The following is a 22407-nucleotide window of genomic DNA, read 5'->3' on the forward strand; positions in this document are numbered from 1 at the left end:
AGGCAGCAGGAGGGTGTTTGGCGTTTGGGCCTTCTATGAAACACTAACCCATGCGCTACCGCCTGAACCGTAACTTACCCGAAGCACAGAAAACACTTTGTAATGTTTTGCAGTAAAAAAACTTTACATTAGCTGTATCTTTACCGGCCGTAGCAGATGGAAAAATCGCCCAAATCCACGACCGCCCGCCAGAAAATCCTCAACCGCTTGCATAAGCTGGAGCCGGGTGCCCTCGTGCGCTACCAGGACTTTGCCAGCCTGGGCATCGCGCCGGGCACGGTGGCCGTGAACCTAAGCCGGCTACGCCAGGAAGGCGTGGTGCAGCAGGTCACCAAAGGCACCTACCGCCTCCCCCTGCAGAGCCGTTTCGGCCCGGTACCGGTTTCCGAGCAGCAAGTGCTGCAGGTGCTGCTACAAACGCCCAGCAAAAAGTTGCGGGGCTACCCCACCGGGGTAGCGGCCTTCAACCGCCTGGGCCTGACCACGCAGGTCCCCCAGGAAATTCAGATTGCCACCCCCCGGCCGGGTCGGCCCAAGAAAGTCGGCAACGTGCGCGTGCGCTTCGTGCGCAGTCGGGCCGATGTGAAGCCGGAGGAAGTGAAGCTGTGCCAACTGCTCGATGCCCTGCGGCAGATTAAGCGCCTGCCCGACACCTCGCCGGCCGCAGCTCTGCTGCGCCTGCGCGAGCAGGTAAAGCAGCTGCCACCGGCTGAGCAGGTTGCCCTGGTCCGCCTGGCGCAGGACTATAACCCGGCAACGCGCGCCCTGCTGGGGGCCCTGCTGGAAGGACTGGGCGAAATCAAGCTAGCCAGCAAGTTGAAAGCCAGCCTAAATCCTCTATCCACTTATAAACTTGGCCTGTCTGAGCAGGCCTTACCCAACCGCGCGCAATGGCAAATCCGATGACCCTGCACACCCACGAGCAGGACTTTCGCAACCTGATTACCATCACCGCGACGGCCCGGGGAATGCGGCAAAGCTTTATTGAGAAGGACTACTGGGTAACCTGGGTGCTGCGCAACCTGGCCGACTCGGCAGTGGCCGACCACGTCGTGTTCAAGGGCGGCACCTCGCTTTCCAAAGGCTACGGACTTATCGAGCGGTTCTCGGAGGATGTAGACCTGGCCGTCATTATGCAGGAGCAGCAGACCGATGGGGCACTAAAAAGACTTATTCGCGACATCCATAAAATCGCGGCCGGCAGCCTGCCCGAAGTAGACGTGCCAGGCTCCACCAGCAAGCGCGGCCACAACCGGCTGGTGTACCACCAGTACCCGCACCTGTTCACCGACCCGGTGCCGACGGCTACCGAGCACATTTTGCTGGAAATAACGGCCTTCGGGGAGCCTGAGCCGCACAGCAAGCGCCCGTTGATTTCCTACCTGGGGCAGTACCTGCTCGACCAGGGGCAGCCGGAAGCCGTGCAGGAGTACGGCCTGGCAGCCTTCAATTTCAACGTACTGAGCCTTTCGCGCACGTTTGCGGAGAAAATCATGGCCCTGGTGCGGGCCTCGTACGAGCAGAACCCACTCGCGGCAATGAGCCGCAAAGTGCGCCACCTCTACGACCTGCACCAGTTGGCCAGCCAACCCGAAATCGTTGCGCTGCTGGACGGGCCCGGCTTGGCTCAGCAACTCGCGGCCGTACAGCGCGACGATGCGCGGGCGGGCGTCATCGGCCCGACCCTAGAGTGGAAAACCAAACCCCTGACGGCCTGCTGGGCCTACACCGAGGAAGCAGCAAACTTGCGCCAGCTTCGGCAGCCCTATGAGCAGGACTTACCCAGCCTGTTGCATAGCCCGCTCCCCGCGTTTGACCAGGTGCTACAGGTGCTGCAGCGTATCGCGCAGCAACTACGGGCCTATGATGGGCTGTAAATAATGGTAGCAGGAATCGGGGGAGCCTATCACAAAACATGCACACTTAGCCACGCCAGCGCCAAGCTCGCCGGAACCCTTTGGCTTCCGCTTCGGCTACGGTCATCGCGTAAAACTCCCCGACTTTGTCCAGCTTGGTTCGGTCATACATCTGGTCGAAGGGCAGGTGATAGATTTTTTCGCCGGTGGCGGTACTGATATGGCACTTAATCATGGGATAGGGGCCAATGGCGACCTGCTCGTGAATTTGAATCCCAAGTGCCTGCGCGAAGCTTCGAGCAGTGGTAGATAGGCTGGTAGACGTGTAGAAAACGGCCGCAATGTCCCCAGCGGCTAGCAGCTGGGGGAAAAGGTGTAATTGCTGGGGCACCTGCTGTTTGCTTGCCGAATCCAAGTATAGCATTACGGTGGTACCGAAAAGCTGATTGATATGCTTTTCGTGAATCAGCTTTTGTTGACTCCAGTACTTACACTGTACTACCTCCGTCTTACCGCCTTTGCGGCAAATTAAATCGCGCCCCAGGTCTTCTTTGCCATTTTCGATACCGTAGTACGAAACTTCGTAGCCGCGGCTCTCATACAAATAGCCCACGTACCGTTCGTAGTCCCGACCGATTTGGAAGCTACTTTTTCGAGCCTGGCGGTATCGGTCCAGGGCTCGCTGATTGCGTTCGGCGGGGGATAACGCGGCGTACTCGCCGGGTGATAAATACGTCTTCACCGGGTCGTCCTGCTGCGGCTCGGGCTGCTCGGCGTAGGCCTCCGTAATCTCCAGCAGGGCTTCTTCGATATCGTCTTCCCGGAACTGAGTCAGGAAGGGGAACAAGGACTCGTACTGGTCCAAGGTGTATTGAGCCAACTTCAGCTGCTCGGCCAGGGCCCGTTTCTCCTGCCCAATTTGGCGAACCGTTTCGGCGGCCGTGGCAGCGGGGTTGCGCTTGGTGCGCAGGTAATCGGATACTTCCTTGTTCTTCAACAGCACTAAGTCGGCCACGGCCGATGCCAGCCAGGGAAAACTCTTGCTTTTTTCTGTCAACAGTCTTTCCAGATTGGCCACGTCTGTTTCGCGCTGCCGCAGAGCGGCTTCCTCCTGCGCAAGAACTTTGCGCGAAGCAGCTTCCCGCTCTTCGACGGCCTGCAGTTTGGCATCAAACTGCGCCGCAGCGGCAGTAAAACTATTGACGAGCTGTTGCGTGGCAGCCAGCTTCTTTTGCAGCTCGCTGTTCACGTTATCAAACCGCAGCATGCGGCTGATTAAGCCTTTTTCATTCGTTGTCAGCCCCATATACGCTTGTATGCTAACGCCGCTTGTAACTCTTCTTGTACTTTTTCCTGGAAGATGTTGCCGGCCAGCTTACTACCCGTCGCTCACGCAGGTGCTGCTGATAGGCCTCATGCCCTTGCATAGCAGCCGTCAATTCATCCAAGGTTTTAAGGGCTTGCTCGCTCTGCTGTAAGGTGACCTCCTCTAACTCATCAAAGCGACCTTGTAGACCTTGTAGCTTTTTGCGGAAGATGCGCCCATCCCACCAATCGGCAATTTTGGCCCACAAGAAAAGAAGCAGGATAAACCCGCCAAAGAATACAAGAACAGCCATGTTGTTGCGTAGTGAATGGTTGCTGCTACAGGCCAGCCGCTCCCCGCAACCGGCGCAGCAGCTAACCTGATTCTAGTATGCCAGTTGCTCCAATAGCCGGTCCACCATTCCACGAATCGTCAGTAGTTGCTGCCGCATCTCAGCGGGTGACATGGCTCCCGAAGGTTCGGCGCTGACTATTTCCGCAGCCTCGTCTCCAAAAGGTGGAGTATCCCACGCCTCTTCGCCCTCCAATTGAACGCGGCGGTAGGAGTTGCCCAGCCGACGAATGGGAAAGTGCCGTGGGCGACCGGTGGTTTTAACACCGGGAAAATCAGGTTCCACTGCCGGGGCAGGTTCGTTCTCAAGAAATGCAGCTAGCTGCGCAAGGCGGGCGGCGGCAGCTGGCAGCTGCTCGCTTACTTGGTCCGGAATTGTTAGGTACCAGGGTGGGCCTAGGCGGGCAATTTGGTTTGCCAGATTGTAGCTGATGCGGTTTGTTTCCAGCTGGTGCTGCGCAACGCGAATCCAGGCATCGGCTTTGCCCAAGGGGATGCCGGGCGTGTCTTCGAGCCAGTGCATCTTGTCCCATATTTGCTCCGATAATGCCCGCTCTTGCTCCTTGAGTTCGAGGGCCGCCGTGCGGACGCGCTCCGCTTCCGCCAGGTCTTCGTACTGCATCCGGCCACTATGCGGCAACGGAAATTTGGTGGGCTTTTCCCGTAGCCGTTCCCGCAGCGCCCGGTAGGTCTGCACGTTTATTTCCAGCGTTTTATCCGGACACTCCCGCACCAGAACTACCACGGCAAAGTGCCGGGTAACCGGGCCGTCTAAGGGCAGGTAATGCCACTGCGAGATAAACCATTCGGCACCGGTACCCGAGTAGGTAGCGAGTTCCGCGAAAACCTGTTGCCGATTATGCTTCGCAGCTTTTTCCTGTTTCATTTAGCGAATACCCACCCGGGAGTTCTAACGGAATGTATGTTGAGCGCCTGCTTAGGAGAAGACGAAACGGGAGATAAGCGGCACTAGGGGCAGCTTCCATTCTTTATTGGCGATGCCTTCGGCCCGGGCTCGGTAATGGCAGGGGCGGCATAGCGTCGTGACGGCCTCCATCTTCACGTACTCGGCCGACTGGGCTAGCGACTCTAGCAAGGCAAAGCGAGAAACGGCTTCATCGTTGGCCTTGAGCACGGCCTGCAACTGCACGCTGGCCAGGTAATTCTTGGCCGCCTGCAGCGCCTTGGCGCGGTCGGTGGTTTTAGGGATGGGGTAGTAGTCCAACTCGACGGGCTGCTCGAAGCCGTGGTTGCGGCCACACAAAAACGTCGGCTTCATGCTTTTGCGCGACCGGATGTTGATGATGCCGCACGTAGGGCAAGCTTGACGCTTTTCCGACCGCATGACGGCCGCCGCCTGCTCGTCGGTAATGTTGTCGAACACAGAACGACCCAACTCGGCCAGAATACTGTTGCGCACTTGCGTTTTGACGTCTGGGTAGGAGAGGGGCAGTTGCCGATTGAGCAACACCAGCGGAGGCTCTTGGCTGCCGCAGCCTTCGCATTGGTCTTTGAGCACGTCTTGACGCTTGGCCTTCCACTCAGCTGTTTCCCACGGCTTGGGCAGTTTCTTCAGCACCTCAAACGCCTGCGCTACCGACCATTCGCCCTGCTCCACGTGGGCTCGAATATCCTGATAAGGGAAGGTAGTGGCGGCTGGCACAGCCTCAGCTGGAGAGGCAGCCGGCGGCACCGCGGCTGGCGCAGCGGGTTGCGCGGTAGGCAATTCCACTGAAAAGCCCATGGCGGCCAGCAGTTCAGGCGAAGGCTGCACCAAGTCGTAGGCGTAGGTACCCGGACAGCTCACCTCGCTTCGCTGGCTCAGTAGCTTGCCGCTCGTGCTGTAGAAATCAGCCAGTACCCGCGGATTACCGTGGTATGGAGCCCGGCCCGGCAACTTATGCCCCGCCGTTGCCCCCTCGATTTCTATTACCCGGGCCAGCGTATTGCCCCACGAATCTCGCACAATCCAAAAACCCACCTGGTGCCCGTTGTGGGCATACATCTGATACACATTCATTCTATAAGCGCACAGGCAAACAGTTCTCTATCGTTTTTCCGGCAGTGAAAATACAAGAAAAGCCGGGGCGTTGCGAAGCTTCAGCCGGGCGAAGTCATTGGGCTGAGCTACCTTGGTTTTACTCAGCCGTTGGTGCTATGCGGCGCCGTTTGGCATAGCGTGGCACCTGCGCATCAAAGCTGCTCCAGTTGACGCCGGCATTGAGAATGCAGTCGTATGGCGTCGGCTGCACCTCAAGAGTAAGGCGTTGGCATTCGGCTACCGTGGTGGGCGAAAATGCACCTCCGGGTTCCTGGTGCAGGAAGAAGTCCCCCTGCAGCGCCTGGCAGTGCTGGCAATGGTTGGCCCAATAGCTGCCACCAGCGCGCGAATGTCCCAAACGAAAAAACGGATAGGCTGCCGCGAGTTGGGCAGTAGTGGCCTCATCGACGTATCCGACGCCCGAAATGAAGACAAATTCCTGCTGCCGGTACCAGCTCTTGGGAGCATCCTCGGTCACCTCATCAGATTCTGAGTCGTCGTAATCAAGCAAACAATAACTGTCCGCCGCCAAAGCAGCTACCGTCGTGGATTGGGTGCATTTCCAGCAATAAATCGTACTGGTAGCTACATAATAGGGCGCTTGCAGAATAAGCGTTGCCTCTCCCGCCTCCCACCACTGCGTGAACTGGTTGTAATCCCGATGAGGCGGCACAAACCACGTCTTGTCGGCCACGCTCCACAACGCGCCCTTGCGCTTGGCTTCTTCTTTATCGGCAAAGGATACTCTTAATTTTAAGGCCATGCCGCATTATAACAACCGCATAGCAGATAAACTAAGACTCCGCTGGCCCATGCTGCGCTAGGTAACTACCTATCGCGCAACACTAGGTCAGCCGCATTGCCATTAATTTTCTGTCTGGGTAGTCAGGGCATCGGCCAGGGCGGCCGCCAGCACGGTTTGTACCGGTATGGTTAGCAAGTCGGCGACCCGCAGGGCCTCGGCCACGGTTAGGCTGGAAGGGTCGGCTTCCCTCTGCTTGATAGTACGGTAAGTCATTTGCAGGTGCTCCATCAGCTCGCGCTCGGTAAATGAGAAACGCCCGTGTCGCAGCAGGTAGCTGAACTGTTGCCCCGGCGGAGCGACACTAGGGGCAGATGCGGGAGGTAGCGGTTTTTTCATGAAGACGATTTGTCGGCGTTAGATAAGCATACGCAGGAGGAAGCCGGTTGGCGAGGTTGCCCCGGTCCTGGTGCCGGGCGGGCATCATGACCCGCCCGGCACCAAGACTCAAGCCGCCAAGCGCAATTGCAGTTGCGTACCGGGCGCTGCCAGCGGTTCCTCCTCGTGCACCAGCGGATGGGTCGGGGAAGTCGTTTCTTTGGCCTGCCGAGCACGGTAGGCCGCCATTTCCGGACCGGGCAACCATTGCTTGCCCGCACAGGCCCGCAGGTTAAACTCCTGCCACAGGTATTCATCGCGGAAAATCAGGTGCACGGTGCCTTTCTTAAAAGCCCGGATTTCAAAGAAGCGGCTGTACACCGTCCATACCCCATTGGGGTTGGCGTTCTGGTTGCCGTAGCGGTCCAAGGCCGTATCGATGCCAACGCAAGCATCGTAGTCCTCGCCCGCTAAGTAGCACATCACCCGGTCAATGTCGGCGTAGTCGTCGCGCCGGTTCCAGTTCACACGGAAGCCCTTGCCCGAATAATTTTCTTCTACTGCGTAGGGCAGAATTACCTTGCGGTTCACCTTCCACTGCGAGTTGGTAACCCAGCCCTCCACGTGCAGGCGGTTTTCTTTGTGGTACTTGGTGAAGGTGTCGAACACCGATTCCACGGCCTGCTCCATGATGGTTTCGCGGTTGTCGAGCACCAGCGCCACCAACTCGGCCACGGCCTCATGAGTGAATTCCTGGTAGCCCTGGGCCTTGCTGAAAGCCGCGAAATTGCGGCGCACGTCGGCCGTCATCAGCTTCTGAATATTCACCTTGTCGAGCACTAGCCCCCAGATTTGCTGGTTCATCTCGTCGGCAAAGTTGTTGTAGCTCGTGCGCAGGCTGCCGCGCTCCAAGCTGGCCTCGGCCAGTTTCAGCACGTCCTGGTATTCGCTGCGCAACAGGCTTTTGGCGTAGAACTTCATGCCCTCGCGGGCCTGCAGGTAGGCCGCGTACTGCGCTTTCAGACCCTCGTACTCGGCGGCCATGTTGCCGATAACATCGCGCGTGGCCACGGCATTGGCAAACAGGTTTTCGTTGAGCTCCGGCCCCCGGCGGCCCCGGCTGGTGAATTCAAACGTGAGGCGGTCGGCCTTGGCGGGTTTGTGCAGCCGTACCAGGCTTACCCCTACGTTGGTGGGGCGCTCGGCCTCGGCAAAAACGGCTCCCAGTGCCTCGCTCGTGCCGTAGTCCTCGATGAGGCGGGCTAGCAGCTGCCGGGTTTCGGTGTAGGGGTTGGCCAGCGTTTCAGTGTTGAGCAAACACACCACGTCGCCGCCAGCGGCTACCACGTCCCAGGCCTTGAGCAAGTGCCGGTCACCGTTGGAGAAAGGCGGGTTCATCACAATAAGGTCGAAAAAATGGTCGCCGCGGTAGGTCAGGAAATCGTTGGCAATGACCTTATAGCCCTTATCATGGAGCACGGCGCGCAATTCGGGGTCGGCCTCGCAGCAGTACACGTTTTGCTTACCGCTGCGGCTGTGGTAATCCTCCCGGTCCAGCCAGGCCGTCAGCTCGTCCACAATGGCCCCACTGCCGGCGCTAGGCTCCAGAATGGTAAGCTTGCGCAAGGCAGCCGCAGCCGGATTGTAGCGGCGGTACCGCTCGCTGCTCTGCTCATCGTCACCACTGGGAGCGGGGTTGAAAAACGGGTCGAGCATGCGCTGAATGACGGCGGCCGGGGTGGGAAAGAATTCGGGATTTAGCATGACATTTAAGGGAATAAGGTGAAGCTAAACAACCTCTTACTTTCTTTATTAAACGCCAAAACCAGTGTTTTTGTTGCTAAAAAGACAACAAATATTAAATGGAACACCCTTTATTCACTCAGGTCAGCAAGCCCGTTTCTCCCTCTTGTTCCTCTCACTAGCTGCCGGCGGCAAGCCGGCTCAAACACTTCGCTGGCGGTACCGGCCTTGGCCGGTTCGGCCGGCAGCCATATAGTAGGCGGGAGGCCCGGCCGGGGCTGCAGAGCGCACCGGAGACGGGGCCGGCCTTCCGTCGCGACCAGCGGGAGCAGCGGAGAGCCGGCCCCGTCTCCGAGTAAGCGCCGCTGCCTGGGCCGGCGCGGCGGGGTTTTGCGAGAAGGATAGGAAGGGCGCGACCAGCGGGAGCGGTGCGCAGCACGGAAGCGCAGCGGCCCCCTGTATAGCCTGGCCCGCAGGGCTCGCCGAATGCAACTCGCTTTAAGTAAGCGTTTTTCGGAAAACGGCAAAAGTTTTTGTCTTATGTCGCAAACTTACGTCATACTATGTCGTATATTTGCGACATGAATCCCGGCTTTGCATTCTCCCTGTATGTCTTTTAGCGCCGACACTGCTATCCAGCCCCAGCCTGTGCTGCATACCATCCTCGAACGGGTGTTGCGCACCGAGTGCCTCGTCCTGGAAGGCCTGCGGCTGCAGTTGCAGGGCTACAATGGCCTACCGGGCGGCGGGGGCGAGGAACGGCTGAAGGCTGCTGAGCAGCGTGCCTACCACCGGGCCGAAACCCTGCTCACCCAGCTGCTGGCCGCCACAGCGGATTCTCCCACCGCCCCCAGCGGGCTCGCATCTTCTTCCCAATGACTTACGCAAAAACCGCCGCTTTCACTGAAGAGCAGCAGCAGTTGGCCCGCGTGGCCAAAGCGCTGGCCCACCCGGCCCGCGTGGCCATCATCCAGTTTCTGGCCGCGCAGAAAACCTGCATCTCGGGCGACATCGCCGCCGAGCTGCCCCTGTCGCGCACTACGGTGTCGCAGCACCTGCAGGAACTGAAGGCGCTGGATTTGATACGCGGCGAAATCGACGGACTCACCGTTTGCTACTGCCTCAATACCGAGTTGCTGCACCAGGTGCACCAGCAGTTCACGGCCTTTTTTCTGGAGGCTACCACCGGCGCGGTCTGCGGCCCTGACGATGCTTGCGCCTGCTAATTGCCCGAACTAATTCTCTAAGTTTTCACTCCTGACCTTCAACGCCCAACGCCATGAAAATTTCCGAAATCAAACAGGCCCTGGCCGAAGTAGAAGCCGTCAACTTCCGCCTGCCCACGGGCGAATACCTGCCCGCGCACTTCCACGTCACCGAAGTAGGGCTGGTAAACAAGCACTTCATCGACTGCGGTGGGGTGGAGCGCCGCGAAACGGTGGCCAACTTCCAGCTCTGGGAAGCTGGCGACTACGACCACCGGCTGGCCCCTCTGAAATTCCTGCACATCCTAGACTTATCGAAAAAGGTCTTGGGCAGCGAGGACCTCGACATTGAGGTGGAATACCAGCAGGCCACCATCGGCAAGTTTGGTTTGGTCCGCGAGGGCAACGACTTCGTGCTGACCCCGAAACATACCGCCTGCCTGGCGCAGGATGCCTGCGGTATCCCCGACCACTCACTGACCCTGCCCCAGCTGCAGATAGCCGGCTGCACGCCGGGCGGCGGGTGCTGCTAAACTGGCCAGCCGGCGCGGCCCTTCCAGGTCGCACCGGTTGACTTTTCACCTATCTATCCCTCTCGATTTCGATGACGATTGCCTTTTTCTCCGACGTGCACGGCAACCTGCCGGCACTGGAAGCGGTGCTGGCCGATATGGAGAAGCGCCGGCCCGACATGATTTTCTGCCTCGGCGACCTGGTGGGCTACGCGCCCTGGCCCAACGAAGTGGTGAATGAAGTGCGCCGCCGCGGCATTCCCACGCTGGCCGGCAACTACGACCAGGGCATCGGCCTGGCCAGCAGCAACTGCGGCTGCGCCTACAAAACCGACACCGAAAAAGACCTGGGCGCGCAGAGCATTGCCTACACCAACCACGTGGTGGGAGACGACGAGCGGCGCTACCTGCGCCTGCTGCCCAAGCACATGCGCCTGGAGTTTCAGGAGGAGCCCTGCACCCTGAACTTGCTGATGGTGCACGGCTCGCCTCGCAAAATCAACGAGTACCTGTTTGAAGACCGGCCCGAAGCCAGCTTTCTGCGGGTACTGGCCGAGGCCAACGCCGACATCCTGCTCTTCGGCCATACCCACAAGCCCTACCACCGCACCTTCGCCTACGAACAAGAAGGCCAGACCCGTTACCGGCACGCCCTCAACATCGGCTCGGTGGGCAAGCCCAAGGACGGTGACCCGCGTGCTGCTTACCAACTGCTGCACCTGGATGAGCACACGACGCTCACCGACCCCAACAGCGTGCGCTCAGAGCTGATTCGCGTTGCGTACGATGCGGAGAAAGCAGCACAGGCGGTAGAAGCCTCGCCGCTGCCCAATGAGTACGCCGATATGCTGCGCAAGGCCTACTAAGCTACCTCCCCGATGACCATTCAATCACTCACGGAAGCTCACTGGCCCGCCGTGCGCACTATCTACGAGCAGGGCATTGCTACCGGCAACGCCACATTTGAAACGCAAGCTCCCGAATGGCAAGCCTGGGACCGGGCGCACCTGCCCCATAGCCGTCTGGTAGCCGTGGATGACGCCGGCACGGTGCGGGGCTGGGCCGCGCTTTCGCCCGTATCGAGCCGTTGCGTGTACGGCGGTGTGGCCGAACTCAGCATCTACATCCCCGCCGACGCCCGGGGGCAAGGCGTGGGCCGGCAGTTACTGCAGGCCCTGATTACGGATTCGGAAGCCCACGGCATCTGGACGCTGCAAGCCGGCACTTTCGAGGAAAATAGCGCCAGTATTGGCCTACACACCCAGGCAGGCTTTCGCGTCATCGGCCACCGAGAACGGATTGGCCAGCACCACGGCGTGTGGCGTAACACGGTGCAGATGGAGCGGCGCAGCTCCACGGTTGGCATCGCATAATTCACTACTTTCTATGATTACTCCCCCTCAAGTCTTGCCCGCCGCCCCAGCCCCCGCCTCGCTGGCCGAAAAGAAGCTCTCAAGCCTCGACCGGGGCCTCACGCTCTGGATATTCCTGGCCATGGCCCTGGGCGTCGGCCTGGGCTATTTCGTGCCCGGCATCAACGGGACTATCAACTATTTCTCGGTGGGCACGGTGAACGTGCCGCTGGCCCTGGGGCTGATTCTGATGATGTACCCGCCGCTGGCCAAGGTAAAGTACGAGCAGCTGCCCACGGTCTTTAAAAACACGCGCATCATCGGCCTCTCCCTGTTTCTCAACTGGGTACTGGGGCCGCTGCTCATGTTCTTCTTGGCCATCTGGCTGCTACCCGACAAGCCGGAGTACATGATGGGCCTGATTCTCATTGGCATTGCCCGCTGCATTGCCATGGTACTGGTCTGGAATGACCTGGCCGATGGCAGCCGCGAGTATGCCGCCGGGCTGGTAGCACTCAATTCCATCTTTCAGGTACTGTTTTACTCGGTACTGGCCTGGTTGTTTATCACCGTACTACCGCCCTACTTTGGCCTGAAGGGCTACGCCGTGAACATCGGCATCGGGGACATCGCCCGGAGTGTGCTGATATACTTAGGCATTCCGTTCGCGGCGGGCTTTCTCTCGCGCACGGTGCTGCGCCGGCTGAAGGGCGACGCGTGGTACGAGAAAGTTTATATCCCGTCCATCAGCCCCATCACCCTCGTGGCGCTGCTGCTTACCATCGTCGTCATGTTCAGCCTCAAGGGCGAAACCATCGTGCAGGTGCCCCTCGACGTGCTGCGTATTGCCCTGCCGCTGGCGCTGTACTTCGGCATCATGTTCGTGCTCAGCTTCGTCGCGGGCAAGTATCTAGGAGCTGACTACGCCGAAAATGCATCCATCGCCTTCACGGCTACGGGCAACAACTTCGAGTTGGCCATTGCGGTGGCCATTGGGGTGTTTGGCCTGAACTCGGGCCAAGCTTTTGCCGGCGTGATTGGGCCGCTGATTGAGGTGCCGGCCCTGATTGCACTGGTCAACCTGGCCTTCTGGTTCCGCCGGCGCTGGTACAGCGGCAAACGCATCGCCACGGCTGCATAACCAACTTATCAACTGCTTGTAAGTACTTACCATGTCTGACAAGAAAAACGTGCTGGTGCTGTGTACCGGCAATTCCTGCCGCAGCCAACTGCTGCACGGCTATTTGGAACAACTACTTGGCGACCGGGCCAATGTGTACAGCGCGGGCGTGGAGGTGCACGGGCTGAACCCGCGAGCGGTGCAGACAATGGCCGCCGATGGTGTGGACATCTCTCATCATACCAGCAACCACGTGGACGAGTACGCGGCGGTGCCGTTTGACTATGTACTGACCGTGTGCGACCACGCCAATGAGGTGTGTCCGGTGTTTCCGTCGTCAGCCCAAAAGCTGCACCACAACTTTCAAGACCCGGCGAAAGCCACGGGCAGCGAGGCAGAAATTACGCAGCAGTTTAACAGCGTGCGCGACCAGGTGAAGGCATATGCCCAGGACTTCGTGCAGACGCAGTTTCAAACAAGGTAAGGGAGACACAACAGCTTGTGGGCTGAGGAAATGGCAGCGACTGAAACGCTGGCAGGTGGCGGCACGCGGTGGCCAATGCCAAAGACGAAAGCATCGGCCAATACCGGTGGCGGAGTTGCGGAAGGCGGTATCCTCTAATTCAGCAGCGGCTGGTCAAGTGGGACCGGGCCAGTTGGCTTTAGCAAAAAAATGCTAGCAGCGGCGCAGGATTTAACTTTGTTTGCGGCCTAATACCTTGAACACTCCACCTGCTTTTTACTCACTTTTTACGTTTCGTCCATGAATAAGATTCTGCTTGCGGCCCTGCTCGCTACGTCCTCGCTCGCTTTTGCCGGTGCCGGCACGCCGAAGGCCAAAGCCCCGAAAGCAAAGGTCAAAACCACCTGCTCGGCCTCGTGTACCCCCACCGCTACGTGCAAGCCCAGTAGCTGCGCGCCCAGCCCGGCCTGCCCGGTTGATTGCCGGAAGTGAGCCAACCCGGAGTACCAACGAAAAGCCCGCCTATCGTAGGCGGGCTTTTTAGTTGTGGCTCTCCCGCAGCTTAGGTGTTCTCATCCGCAGCGTTTGCGTTGAGGTCAATGAGAATACGGATAGGAGCGAAGCCATCCGACCGAAAATTATCCGGATGATTATAGCCCCGGTACGGGTCGGCCGATTTATCGCGCGCATACACCTGTTCGTAGATGGGTGGCAAGATGTCCCTGCGGCTGAACTTTTTAGCCGTTGGCGACGGGGTGCGCGGGCAGCAGAAAAGAGAACGAAGCGGCTCCGCATAGTCCGGAAACACAGCACTAAATGGCATGGGCGAACTGCTGCTGACCGTGTTCATGATGTCTAGCGCCTTTACCAACGTCAAGTCAAAATCGGCAATGGAGGCTGGTCCACGGCAGTCAGTCCAAATAGGTGCCGCCGTGGGGAAATTGGTTTTCGACTCTCCTACGTAGAGCAGATAAAAGGCTTGACTACCAAATAAGTACTCATGCAGCAACAATTTGTGCCACTGTTCTTCTACCGTTCCGGCTTTCTTAACCTTCAGGTCGTTGAAAACGCCCTCATGCGACATGACCTTCGCCTGCAACGCATACCAATCGTATTGGCCCGTTGCATCCTGCACAAATAAATCAATGTCGTTGCCAAACGGCTTTTCGACCGGCCAAGAGGTTTTGTACACCTGCACTTGAAACGGGGCCACGCGTTGCGAGAAACGTACCAGCTCCAGCACGAAGAGGTCTGTCATCCCTAATTCCGAAAAGCCTAACTCGTACTCAAATACTTCCGAAAGGTGCCAATACACCCGTCGGGAAAAATAGCTGGTGTGCTTGCAAATATTCATTGCAGCCTTCCGATAAGGCATTATTCGCCATAGATTATTTGTAATCATCGCTCTTTGCTAAGCAACTGCCCGCGCAATTTTGAGCATGGCCGCCGGCGAGTCGCCAAACTTGCACAAGGCCTCGCAGTGCTGGCGCAGCTCCGAAAACAGGATGTAGCGAATGGTGGCGCCGGCGGCCCGGATGGCGGGGCGTGAGAGCTGCGCTTGCACTTCCTTTTCGCGGGCGTCGGGCACTACCAGGTAGAGCGCCGTCTCGTGCTCGGGCATGGAGAAAGCCAGGTCGGTCAGGCGTAGAATGCCCGAGTAGATGCTGGTGCTCTTCTCCACTTCGAAGGCGGCCACCACGCGGTTGGTGCCGGGCGCAAACCACACCACGTCAATCAGGCGAATGGTGGTGGCCACCTCGGCCGACACGGGCAGCTCGGGATGCTGGTCGAGGCACAAAAACGAGAGCTTCTGGCCGGCGCATATTCGGTTGCGGTCGTTGATGGCCGTCGTCACGTCGCAGCCCAGGGCCTTGCCCACGCGCAGCAGATGGTGCTGCATCTCGGTGTGCTGGTTTTCTTCCTGGGCCTCGGTCTGCACCTCCTGGTGGCGTTTGCGGGCCTGCTGCTGGTATTTGTCGCGGTCCTCGTCGCTGGCAAACTGTTGGTCGCCCGCAATCATCTTCTTCACGCCCACGTCGAAGAGCAGGCCGCTTAGGGCGCCGTAATCGAGACTCAGGTGCTGACGGTGCTCCTGGTTTAGGTCGCGCAGCCGCTCGCGCATGCGCAGGTATTCCGACCAGGAACCCAGCTTGATTTTCTCCCCAAACAGCGCGTTGAACCCGTTGACGATGGCCGTGTTAAAGGGCGGCATCAGCGTGGGGTGCAGGAAATACAGGATGCTGGCCACAGCCGGGCCCAGCCCTTTGATTTTGCGACGGTCCAGCAAATCGATTTCGCGCAGCAACTGCTGCTCAGTGGTAGCCGCCAGGCAGCTTTCCAAGAATTGGCCGAAAGCGCGCTTGTTTTCCTCATGCTCGTAGATGTCAGGAATGCGCAGCTTGGGCTTCCAATAAAAAGGGTGAGCCGCGCCCTGAAACACCTGCTTCTGCTCGCTGATGACGCTGAGCACGAATTCCAGCGACGTCCCTTTGAAGTCGTTGCCGAAGCTGCCCGCCTTGATGTCCTTAACGACTTGCTGCACCCCGCGCCGGATGGAGCGAAACGCCTTCAGGCGCTCCTCGTTGTTGATGAACCAGGTGTTGTAAACGGACTCGGAATCGGCCTTGTATTGCTGGATAAGAGGCGGTAGCGGTGCGGGCATACTGGGGTGGGATACGATGTAACTACTAAGATGCGCAGAAGCCCGTGCCCCGCCAACCGGCCCGCCAAAATTTCGGCCAGTTGGCGCCCACGCCCGGCTTAATGCGTCATGCCGGGCATAGCCATTTCTGGCATGTGCATGGGCGGCCCGGGTCGCATCGACAGGTCGCCGAACCGGGCCGCCACGTAATAGCTGGCCGCCAACAACAGCAGGCTGAGCAGGGTAACCAGTGCTTTGCGCCCGGCCGGTACGTGGTCATCTCCAGTGGGGCGCATGCTGAGCATGGCGTGCCCGGCGTGCGCACTGATGCCCATCGCGGGCGTAGCGGGCGGCATTCCGTTCATCATCATCCCGGCGTGGCCATGCTCCGCAGCGGTGGGGCTGCCGCCCTTACCCAACGCCCGCTCGGTGCCCATGCCGTGCTTGAGCTTGTGCTTCACCAGCCACCAGTTGATGGGGTAGGCAACGACCACGCCCACGAGCGTAGCGGCCGACATGGCCGCCCAGAACCAGGGAGACGTGGCCTCCATGGCCCGCATGTCGCGCGTCATCAGGATGACCATGGTAGGCAGCATGCCGGCCATCATGGCGTTCATCGACATCCATTCCGGCAGGAAGGAGCTACGCAGGGCCTGCCCGTAGCTCATGTTCATCATGTCCTTCATAAACAGCGCCTGGAAGATGAACAGTCCGAACACAAAGCCGGCGGCGTATTCAACCCAGATGTCGGTGCCCATGCTTAAGCCGAAATAGCCGGTGATGGCCGCGGCCACGATAATGCCGGTCGCGTCGCCGGCGGCGCAGTGAATCGTCGAGCCCACGGCCTGCTTCCAGAGTGGGGCCACAAACTGCTCGTGGGTGCCCGGGGCGGGCTCGCGGCACGAAAACCAGTAGACCAGCAGCCCAACCGGCCCGGTGTAAAGCGTGACCAGCACCCAACCCCACTTCATCACTTTCATCTCCGGGGTACTGGTAAACAGGTCCCAGGCCACATAGGCAACGGATAACAGGGTGAGGCCGAACCAACCCCACAAAAGCCATTCGGGTGCCCAGGGTGTAGCGTGCATGGGAGACATAAACGGAAGTCAAAAGGCGATGATAAAATGCTGGAAACAGGCAGGGCGGCCCTATGGGCCGCCCTGCTTACCGTGCTGCTGCGGGACAGCGCTAGTACTTCTTGTGGGCCAGTAGCCAGGCCTGCAAGTCCTTTATTTCCATTTCCTGGTCGTCAATAATGTTGTGCGCCAGGGTTTTCATGGTTGCGGTGCGCCCGTATTCCAGTTCGGCCTGGGAATTCTCGATGGCGCTACGGTGGTGGTCGACCATGAGCTGCGCGAAATCAAAGTCGATGTCGCCGGTGAGCGGCCGCAGGTCATTGGCCTGCATCATGCGCTGCATGCTTTCCATCTGCTTCGCGTTGAACTCCGGCACGGCCGGCTGCTGCGGGGTGTGGCTGCTCAGGAAAGCATCCAACTGCTGAATCTCGGCCTGCTGCTTGGTGATGATGGTTTGCGCCATCTGCTTCATGTCGGTGTCTTTGCCGCTGCGCAGCTCTTCCTGGCTCATGGTGATGGCGCCCTGGTGGTGCATTTTCATCATCATGGCAAAGTCGTGGTCGGGGTCCTGCGTTTTTTGCATCGCCATCATCTGGTCCATCATGGCATGCATCTGCTTCATGAACACGTTGTCGTCGTGGGCCTGTACTTTCAGGCTGTCAGAGTCGTCCTTGTTGCAGGATGGGAGGGAGGCCAAGGCAAGAAACGCGGCCAGCAGCGGGAAGCGAAGTATCTTTTTCATCTAATCAGGTCTGAGGGAAATTTGCTGATTAGTGAAACGGCTGGCTCTGGTGCGAGATTTATACTGCATCAACCAGCTCTTGCATAATTTCTGCATATGACCTGCCAGTGCTGAGCAGGGTTTCTACTGACTGAAAACTGCAGTAGTCAACCTTGCCACCTTCTTTGTCTACAGCTAACTACGACTTATGGGCGCCTCACCAGAACATCTTCTTCTTGACCAAAAAATTAAACTGCTGTGGGAATGGGGGCAGAGTGGTGGCTGGAAAACCCTTCTTGACAAGCCATTGGTAGAGGAATTAATGCAGGTTCGGGAGATGCCCGATGGCAGCGGACTCGTTGACCCCAGCACGCTAACTTCTCGGGTACGTGCCTTGGCTAATGCCGAATACGGCAGTCAATTACTACCGCCGCTGTTGCATCCTGAGCACCTGTCTATGTATCAATCCTTTGTGCAAAAGGACAACTATTTTGACCAACAGCGCATTGACACTGTAGCGGAGTTGGAGGCGCTCATTACCGAATTTGCCCCTAAAACCGACCACTTGTTTCGCGGAATAAACGAAGCTAAATTCATGCTGTATAGCTCTTTGCAGCGGAATTGGATAATTAACAAGCGGGAAACGAAGCCTACCGACCACCAGTTGTTTCTGGAAAGGCTAATGGCTAACGCCCGGATATACTGTGGCGGTCTTTTGGCCAAGTACATCGAAGCCAATGGGGGTGATTCGGGAAACGATGTGAGCGTGTTAAGCATTCTACAGCACTACAGTTGCCCAACGCCCTTACTCGACTGGACCTACAGCTTTCCGGTAGCTCTCTATTTTGCGGCGTTAGGGGCAACGGAAGCACAACCCCGACCTGCGCGCGAAATCGACAATTACGTTAGCGTGTACTTCATTCAGGAGCAAGGTTTTGCTCAAGCAGGTCTGCGGGAAATGGTGACTGTAAGCATCGAGGGTAATTTGCCTCTGATAAAGCAGATGTTCAAGGCCAGCGTGGAAGCGCTCAAACAGCGTAGAGGTATCATGGCCAGCGCTTCGTACACATTCTCGGATGAAAATTTGGATAAGTTCGCCAACGACGATGCCGCCGCCATCCGCTGGGCGCGTGCTTCATTCCCTGGGGGAGGCCTTACCAGTTACATCTGCCGTGTTGAGCACCTAAAGCGGATTCCCAATTCCTACTTTTCAGACCAGGGCGACGACTCCGTTCATATCGGCTTGGAGAACAATCCTAACGTCATCAATCAAAAAGGGGTCTTTACCTGGAACAGTTCGTCCACTGAACCAATGGAGTATGTGGTGCATGAGCAGGTAATACAAGATAATCCGGAAGCTGCTCACTCCTATTCTCACTGCTTTAATATCAACAAAGCCCTGTTACCTCACCTTAGGCAGCGGTTGCCCCAACTTGGCATCACCGATGCTTTTATCTTTCCCGAACAGGACCAGGAGCACTTGCGGGAAGTAGTATGGGCCATCTTCGACATGACGGCGGCTGAGTTCGACTAAATCAGCGAATCCAGGCTGCGGCGCGCGTGCGAGGCCGGCCCCAGCTTCTGGAACTCGGTAGGCGTGAGGCCCGTCACCTGCCGGAACTGCCGCGAGAGGTGCGCCGGGCTGCTGTATCCTAGTTGCTGCGCCACCTCGGCGATGCTTAGCTCGCCGTAGCCAATCAGCTCTTTGGCCCGCTCCACCTTCTGGCGGATGATAAACTTCTCGATGGTGAGGCCCTCGGAAGCGGAGAACAAATGGGAAAGATAGTGGTAGTCCTTGCCCAGGTGCTCCACCAAATAATCCGAGTAATTCAGCAGGCGCGGGCCCGGCGGCGGGTAATGAATTAGGGCCACCAGCAGGGTTTTGATGCGGTCCACAAGTTGGGCGCGGGGGTCTTCCAGCAGCTCGAAACCGGCCTCGTGCAGGCTGGTGCGGATGGCGGCGTAGTCGGGGGCCGCGCCGTCGGGCGTCGATACGTCGGCCTCGCCCAGGGCCACGCGGTGCACGTGCAGGCCCAGCGCCGCCAACTCTTCCTTGACCACCCGGATGCACTGCGGGCACACCATGTTCTTAATCAGCAGTCGCTGCGAATCGGGCAAGGGCAGTACGTGCGCAACGCTGATGTCCGCTTTCATGGGATGCGTACTCATTTCACCACCAGGCTGCCCCGCAGCATGCCCATGCCGCAGGTAAACTCGAACTTGCCCGTCTGCTGCGGCAGCAGTTCCACCAGCGTGGTTTTGAAGGCCGGCAGGTCGCGGCGGATGTTGAAATCGGGCATCAGCAACTCCTCCGAACAGCTGTTTTCTTCGTCGCGGTAGAAGCTCAGCTGCACGGGCTTGCCGTGCTCCACCTCGATGACATCGGGCGAGTAGCCGCCTTTTACGGTAATGGCGACTTCCTGCACGCCCCCCGAGGTGGACACAGCGCTGGCCGTTTGGCGGGCCGAAAAGAAAAAGTACCACAGCACGAAGGCAGCCAGGCCGACGCCGGCGATGGTCACGATGAGGGCGGTCGTATCCATGGCAAGAAGAATTAGTGATGATTGAAGGCGCGCAAGCGCAGCGAGTTGGTCAGCACCGATACCGAACTCAGGGCCATGGCCCCGGCGGCCAGCATGGGCGAGAGCAGAATGCCGAAGACGGGGTAGAGCAGGCCGGCCGCAATGGGAATACCCAGCGTGTTGTAGATAAAGGCGAAGAACAGGTTCTGCTTGATGGTGCGGATGGTTTGCCGGCTCAGCTCAATGGCCGTCACGACCCCGCTCAGGTCGGAGCGCATGAGCGTGATGCCGGCGGCTTCCATGGCCACGTCCGTGCCCGAGCCGATGGCCAGGCCAATGTCGGCCTGGGCCAGCGCCGGGGCGTCGTTGATGCCGTCGCCCACCATGGCCACGGTGCGGCCCTCGCCCTGCAGCTCCTTTACCTTGCCGGCCTTGCCCTGGGGCAGCACCTCGGCGAAGTAACGCGTAATGCCCACCTGACCGGCCACCTGGGCGGCCGTCTGCGGGTTGTCGCCCGTCATCATCACTACCTCGATACCCAGGGCTTGCAGCTGCTTGATGGCGGCAGCCGAGGAGTCGCGCACAGTATCGGCCACGCCGACCAAGCCAACGGCCTGCCCGGCCACGGCCACATAAAGCACGGTCTTGGCCTGGGCCAGCAGTTGCTCGGCCTGGGCGAGCAGTTCGGGTGAAAGTTGCACCCCTTCTTCGGTAAGCAGACGGCGGTTGCCGATAAGCACCGCCTGGCCGTCTACAGTAGCAGCGGCACCCTTGCCCTCCACAGCCCGGAAACTGGTGGCCGCCAGGCTGCCCGCGCCCTGCGCGTTGGCGTAGCGCACCACGGCTTCGGCCAGCGGGTGCTCACTCTGCCGCTCGACGGCGGCCACCAATTGCAGCAGGCGCGCTGAATCCTGGTCCGGGGCGACGAAGTCGGTCACGGCCGGCTCGCCGCGGGTGATGGTGCCGGTTTTATCGAGCAGCACGGTGTTCACCTGATACGCTTTTTCCAGCGCCTCGGCGTTGCGAATCAGCACGCCGTGCTCGGCACCTTTACCGGTGCTCACCATGATGGCCGTGGGCGTGGCCAGCCCCAGCGCGCAGGGGCAGGCAATAATGAGCACGGCCACAAAGTTGACCAAGGCTAGCGGCAGGCGGTGCTCTACGGGCGCGAGGTCAAACCAGAGCACGAAGGTGAAAATGGCAATGACCACCACCGTGGGCACGAAGATGGCGCTGACCTTGTCGGCCAGGCGCTGAATGGGGGCGCGGCTGCCCTGGGCGTCTTCCACCAGCTTCACAATCTGCGAGAGCATGGTATCGGCGCCTACTTTGGTCACCCGGAAGCGGAACGAGCCGGTCTTGTTGAGCGTGGCCCCGAAAACCGGGTCGCCGGTTTGCTTCTGCACCGGCAGGCTTTCGCCCGTGAGCATGGCCTCGTCGAGCGCCGAACTGCCTTCCGTAATCAGGCCGTCGGTGGCCACCTTCTCGCCCGGCCGCACCACCACGATGTCGCCCAGTTGCACCTGTTCAATGGGCACGTCCACTTCGGCCCCGTCGGGACGGACCACGCGGGCGGTCTTGGCCTGCAGGCCCATCAGGCTCCGAATGGCGGCCGAAGTTTGCGTTTTGGCGCGCATCTCCAGCACTTTACCCAGCAGAATCAGGGCGATGATGGTGGCCGTGGTGTCGTAGTACACCTCCGGCATCAGGCCCCGGCTCGTGAAAAAGTCGGGTACCACGGTGGCCGCCACGCTATACAGGAAAGCGGCTCCAGTGCCCACGGCAATCAGCGTGTCCATGTTGGCCGCGCGGTGCTTGAAACCGTTCCAGGCCGACTCGTAGAACTCGCGCCCGCTGTAGAGCAGTACCGGCAGCGTGAGCAGCAGCAGGGCATAGTTGAGCCACTGCATGTTCACGCGCGCCATCATGGCCGGCCAAAGCATGAGCATGCTCAAGGGCATAATGATAACGGCCAAGCCCACGGCCACCCAGAAGCGGCGCTTGAGTTTCTGGTAGGCCAGGGCCTTTTGGCGGTCAATCTCGGCGCTGCGCTCGGCGGCGCTGGTGTCGGGGGCACGCTCGGCCACGCCGTAGCCAGCGTTGATGACGGCTTGCTTCAGGGTGGCCGGCGAGGCTTGCGCGGGCTCATAGTCCACCGTGGCCTTCTCGGTAGCAAAGTTGACCATGGCCCGCTGCACGCCCGGCGTGCGGCTCAGCGACTTCTCCACGAACGCCGCGCACGAAGCGCAGGTCATGCCTTCAATGTCGAGGGTTTCGGTCTTGGTGGTCGGCTCCATAACTAGTAGGTTATTACGCAATTACTGGGACCAGCTACTCAGTAGACAAGGCCCATAATCACCCGACAAAGGAACGGCCCT

Annotated in this window: 24 protein-coding genes; 10 read left to right on the top strand and 14 right to left on the bottom strand. The window is 59.2% G+C overall.

Annotated features, from left to right (window positions below; all coding sequences use genetic code 11):
• The first annotated feature begins 156 nt into the window (after positions 1 to 156).
• Together EI291_RS17920 and EI291_RS17925 are read left to right on the top strand one after the other, a co-directional pair.
• The gene (locus EI291_RS17920; RefSeq protein WP_125423245.1) at positions 157 to 906 is read left to right on the top strand and encodes a type IV toxin-antitoxin system AbiEi family antitoxin domain-containing protein; all 750 of its coding nucleotides are present in this window, start codon (positions 157 to 159) and stop codon (positions 904 to 906) included.
• Entirely contained in the window at positions 891 to 1877 is a 987-nt protein-coding gene (locus tag EI291_RS17925; RefSeq protein ID WP_125423248.1) for a nucleotidyl transferase AbiEii/AbiGii toxin family protein, read from the top strand. Before EI291_RS17920 ends, EI291_RS17925 begins: the two co-directional genes overlap by 16 nt.
• Positions 1878 to 1923: 46 nt before the next feature.
• Here EI291_RS17925 and EI291_RS17930 read toward each other — a convergent pair whose 3' ends face one another.
• The 7 genes from EI291_RS17930 to EI291_RS17960 form a co-directional block, all read right to left on the bottom strand.
• Positions 1924 to 3123 carry a restriction endonuclease gene (locus tag EI291_RS17930; RefSeq protein ID WP_170172713.1) on the bottom strand — a complete coding sequence of 400 codons (1200 nt, stop codon included), beginning with the start codon at positions 3121 to 3123 and terminating at the stop codon, positions 1924 to 1926.
• A gap of 52 nt (positions 3124 to 3175) precedes the next feature.
• Complete coding sequence (locus EI291_RS17935) at positions 3176 to 3475, bottom strand: hypothetical protein (protein ID WP_125423254.1); 300 nt, start codon at positions 3473 to 3475, stop codon at positions 3176 to 3178.
• Positions 3476 to 3547: 72 nt separating this feature from the next.
• Positions 3548 to 4399 (bottom strand): hypothetical protein, encoded by an 852-nt coding sequence (locus tag EI291_RS17940; protein ID WP_125423257.1) that lies wholly within the window; start codon positions 4397 to 4399, stop codon positions 3548 to 3550.
• A 51-nt stretch (positions 4400 to 4450) separates the two neighbouring features.
• On the bottom strand, positions 4451 to 5533 hold the full coding sequence (locus EI291_RS17945; protein ID WP_125423260.1) for a hypothetical protein: 1083 nt from the start codon (positions 5531 to 5533) through the stop codon (positions 4451 to 4453).
• Between the two features lie 118 nt (positions 5534 to 5651).
• Positions 5652 to 6317, bottom strand: a complete 666-nt coding sequence (locus EI291_RS17950; protein ID WP_125423263.1) for a DUF5710 domain-containing protein — start codon at positions 6315 to 6317, stop codon at positions 5652 to 5654.
• 102 nt (positions 6318 to 6419) lie between these two features.
• Positions 6420 to 6695, bottom strand: coding sequence for a hypothetical protein (locus tag EI291_RS17955; RefSeq protein WP_125423265.1), 276 nt, complete (start codon positions 6693 to 6695; stop codon positions 6420 to 6422).
• A 108-nt stretch (positions 6696 to 6803) separates the two neighbouring features.
• On the bottom strand, positions 6804 to 8438 hold the full coding sequence (locus tag EI291_RS17960) for a class I SAM-dependent methyltransferase (protein WP_125423268.1): 1635 nt from the start codon (positions 8436 to 8438) through the stop codon (positions 6804 to 6806).
• Between the two features lie 588 nt (positions 8439 to 9026).
• Here EI291_RS17960 and EI291_RS17965 point away from each other — a divergent pair.
• The 7 genes from EI291_RS17965 (at position 9027) to EI291_RS17995 (ending at position 13090) form a co-directional block, all read left to right on the top strand.
• Positions 9027 to 9296 (top strand): hypothetical protein, encoded by a 270-nt coding sequence (locus tag EI291_RS17965; protein WP_125423271.1) that lies wholly within the window; start codon positions 9027 to 9029, stop codon positions 9294 to 9296.
• Positions 9293 to 9643, top strand: coding sequence for an ArsR/SmtB family transcription factor (locus tag EI291_RS17970; RefSeq protein ID WP_125423274.1), 351 nt, complete (start codon positions 9293 to 9295; stop codon positions 9641 to 9643). Before EI291_RS17965 ends, EI291_RS17970 begins: the two co-directional genes overlap by 4 nt.
• Before the next feature lie 53 nt (positions 9644 to 9696).
• Positions 9697 to 10155 carry a DUF6428 family protein gene (locus EI291_RS17975; RefSeq protein ID WP_125423277.1) on the top strand — a complete coding sequence of 153 codons (459 nt, stop codon included), beginning with the start codon at positions 9697 to 9699 and terminating at the stop codon, positions 10153 to 10155.
• Positions 10156 to 10226: 71 nt separating this feature from the next.
• Positions 10227 to 11000, top strand: coding sequence for a metallophosphoesterase family protein (locus tag EI291_RS17980; protein WP_125423280.1), 774 nt, complete (start codon positions 10227 to 10229; stop codon positions 10998 to 11000).
• Between the two features lie 12 nt (positions 11001 to 11012).
• Positions 11013 to 11507: a GNAT family N-acetyltransferase gene (locus EI291_RS17985; protein WP_125423283.1), complete on the top strand. Its 495-nt coding sequence runs from the start codon at positions 11013 to 11015 to the stop codon at positions 11505 to 11507.
• 13 nt (positions 11508 to 11520) lie between these two features.
• Positions 11521 to 12627, top strand: a complete 1107-nt coding sequence (gene arsB, locus EI291_RS17990) for an ACR3 family arsenite efflux transporter (RefSeq protein ID WP_125423287.1) — start codon at positions 11521 to 11523, stop codon at positions 12625 to 12627.
• A 31-nt stretch (positions 12628 to 12658) separates the two neighbouring features.
• A complete protein-coding gene (locus EI291_RS17995; RefSeq protein WP_125423289.1) occupies positions 12659 to 13090 on the top strand; it encodes an arsenate reductase ArsC in 432 nt (143 codons plus the stop codon).
• A 541-nt stretch (positions 13091 to 13631) separates the two neighbouring features.
• Here EI291_RS17995 and EI291_RS18000 read toward each other — a convergent pair.
• From EI291_RS18000 to EI291_RS18015, 4 genes are all read right to left on the bottom strand, one after another.
• Positions 13632 to 14327, bottom strand: coding sequence for a hypothetical protein (locus EI291_RS18000; RefSeq protein WP_125423292.1), 696 nt, complete (start codon positions 14325 to 14327; stop codon positions 13632 to 13634).
• A 153-nt stretch (positions 14328 to 14480) separates the two neighbouring features.
• Positions 14481 to 15731 carry a hypothetical protein gene (locus tag EI291_RS18005; RefSeq protein WP_125423295.1) on the bottom strand — a complete coding sequence of 417 codons (1251 nt, stop codon included), beginning with the start codon at positions 15729 to 15731 and terminating at the stop codon, positions 14481 to 14483.
• A gap of 98 nt (positions 15732 to 15829) precedes the next feature.
• A complete protein-coding gene (locus EI291_RS18010; RefSeq protein ID WP_205701628.1) occupies positions 15830 to 16798 on the bottom strand; it encodes a DUF4396 domain-containing protein in 969 nt (322 codons plus the stop codon).
• Between the two features lie 100 nt (positions 16799 to 16898).
• Positions 16899 to 17528, bottom strand: a complete 630-nt coding sequence (locus EI291_RS18015) for a DUF305 domain-containing protein (RefSeq protein WP_125423300.1) — start codon at positions 17526 to 17528, stop codon at positions 16899 to 16901.
• A gap of 187 nt (positions 17529 to 17715) precedes the next feature.
• On the opposite strand from EI291_RS18015, the gene EI291_RS18020 reads away from it, so the two are divergent.
• A complete protein-coding gene (locus EI291_RS18020; protein WP_125423301.1) occupies positions 17716 to 19041 on the top strand; it encodes an FRG domain-containing protein in 1326 nt (441 codons plus the stop codon).
• On the opposite strand, the gene EI291_RS18025 is transcribed toward EI291_RS18020, so the two are convergent.
• The 3 genes from EI291_RS18025 to EI291_RS18035 are packed head-to-tail and all read right to left on the bottom strand — an operon-like array spanning position 19038 to position 22326.
• Entirely contained in the window at positions 19038 to 19676 is a 639-nt protein-coding gene (locus EI291_RS18025; RefSeq protein ID WP_240635590.1) for a helix-turn-helix domain-containing protein, read from the bottom strand. The genes EI291_RS18020 and EI291_RS18025 overlap by 4 nt on opposite strands.
• Positions 19673 to 20050: a cupredoxin domain-containing protein gene (locus EI291_RS18030; protein WP_125423304.1), complete on the bottom strand. Its 378-nt coding sequence runs from the start codon at positions 20048 to 20050 to the stop codon at positions 19673 to 19675. Before EI291_RS18030 ends, EI291_RS18025 begins: the two co-directional genes overlap by 4 nt.
• Positions 20051 to 20061: 11 nt before the next feature.
• Positions 20062 to 22326, bottom strand: coding sequence for a heavy metal translocating P-type ATPase (locus EI291_RS18035; RefSeq protein WP_125423307.1), 2265 nt, complete (start codon positions 22324 to 22326; stop codon positions 20062 to 20064).
• Positions 22327 to 22407: the final 81 nt, after the last annotated feature.

This window comes from Hymenobacter rigui (assembly GCF_003944715.1).
Taxonomy (GTDB): Bacteria; Bacteroidota; Bacteroidia; order Cytophagales; family Hymenobacteraceae; genus Hymenobacter; species Hymenobacter rigui.

What these genes read in the sequence shown, in the direction of transcription:
- EI291_RS18035 (WP_125423307.1), bottom strand. Translation starts at nt 22,326, where the DNA reads ATGGAGCCGACCACCAAGACCGAAACCCTCGACATTGAAGGCATGACC.
- EI291_RS18010 (WP_205701628.1), bottom strand. Translation starts at nt 16,798, where the DNA reads ATGCACGCTACACCCTGGGCACCCGAATGGCTTTTGTGGGGTTGGTTC.
- arsB (WP_125423287.1), top strand. Translation starts at nt 11,521, where the DNA reads ATGATTACTCCCCCTCAAGTCTTGCCCGCCGCCCCAGCCCCCGCCTCG.
- EI291_RS17940 (WP_125423257.1), bottom strand. Translation starts at nt 4,399, where the DNA reads ATGAAACAGGAAAAAGCTGCGAAGCATAATCGGCAACAGGTTTTCGCG.
- EI291_RS17920 (WP_125423245.1), top strand. Translation starts at nt 157, where the DNA reads ATGGAAAAATCGCCCAAATCCACGACCGCCCGCCAGAAAATCCTCAAC.
- EI291_RS17965 (WP_125423271.1), top strand. Translation starts at nt 9,027, where the DNA reads ATGTCTTTTAGCGCCGACACTGCTATCCAGCCCCAGCCTGTGCTGCAT.
- EI291_RS17930 (WP_170172713.1), bottom strand. Translation starts at nt 3,123, where the DNA reads ATGCTGCGGTTTGATAACGTGAACAGCGAGCTGCAAAAGAAGCTGGCT.
- EI291_RS17945 (WP_125423260.1), bottom strand. Translation starts at nt 5,533, where the DNA reads ATGAATGTGTATCAGATGTATGCCCACAACGGGCACCAGGTGGGTTTT.
- EI291_RS18025 (WP_240635590.1), bottom strand. Translation starts at nt 19,676, where the DNA reads ATGAGTACGCATCCCATGAAAGCGGACATCAGCGTTGCGCACGTACTG.
- EI291_RS17950 (WP_125423263.1), bottom strand. Translation starts at nt 6,317, where the DNA reads ATGGCCTTAAAATTAAGAGTATCCTTTGCCGATAAAGAAGAAGCCAAG.
- EI291_RS17975 (WP_125423277.1), top strand. Translation starts at nt 9,697, where the DNA reads ATGAAAATTTCCGAAATCAAACAGGCCCTGGCCGAAGTAGAAGCCGTC.
- EI291_RS18020 (WP_125423301.1), top strand. Translation starts at nt 17,716, where the DNA reads ATGGGCGCCTCACCAGAACATCTTCTTCTTGACCAAAAAATTAAACTG.
- EI291_RS18030 (WP_125423304.1), bottom strand. Translation starts at nt 20,050, where the DNA reads ATGGATACGACCGCCCTCATCGTGACCATCGCCGGCGTCGGCCTGGCT.
- EI291_RS18005 (WP_125423295.1), bottom strand. Translation starts at nt 15,731, where the DNA reads ATGCCCGCACCGCTACCGCCTCTTATCCAGCAATACAAGGCCGATTCC.
- EI291_RS17980 (WP_125423280.1), top strand. Translation starts at nt 10,227, where the DNA reads ATGACGATTGCCTTTTTCTCCGACGTGCACGGCAACCTGCCGGCACTG.
- EI291_RS18000 (WP_125423292.1), bottom strand. Translation starts at nt 14,327, where the DNA reads ATGACAGACCTCTTCGTGCTGGAGCTGGTACGTTTCTCGCAACGCGTG.
- EI291_RS17960 (WP_125423268.1), bottom strand. Translation starts at nt 8,438, where the DNA reads ATGCTAAATCCCGAATTCTTTCCCACCCCGGCCGCCGTCATTCAGCGC.
- EI291_RS17955 (WP_125423265.1), bottom strand. Translation starts at nt 6,695, where the DNA reads ATGAAAAAACCGCTACCTCCCGCATCTGCCCCTAGTGTCGCTCCGCCG.
- EI291_RS17935 (WP_125423254.1), bottom strand. Translation starts at nt 3,475, where the DNA reads ATGGCTGTTCTTGTATTCTTTGGCGGGTTTATCCTGCTTCTTTTCTTG.
- EI291_RS18015 (WP_125423300.1), bottom strand. Translation starts at nt 17,528, where the DNA reads ATGAAAAAGATACTTCGCTTCCCGCTGCTGGCCGCGTTTCTTGCCTTG.
- EI291_RS17925 (WP_125423248.1), top strand. Translation starts at nt 891, where the DNA reads ATGGCAAATCCGATGACCCTGCACACCCACGAGCAGGACTTTCGCAAC.
- EI291_RS17970 (WP_125423274.1), top strand. Translation starts at nt 9,293, where the DNA reads ATGACTTACGCAAAAACCGCCGCTTTCACTGAAGAGCAGCAGCAGTTG.
- EI291_RS17985 (WP_125423283.1), top strand. Translation starts at nt 11,013, where the DNA reads ATGACCATTCAATCACTCACGGAAGCTCACTGGCCCGCCGTGCGCACT.
- EI291_RS17995 (WP_125423289.1), top strand. Translation starts at nt 12,659, where the DNA reads ATGTCTGACAAGAAAAACGTGCTGGTGCTGTGTACCGGCAATTCCTGC.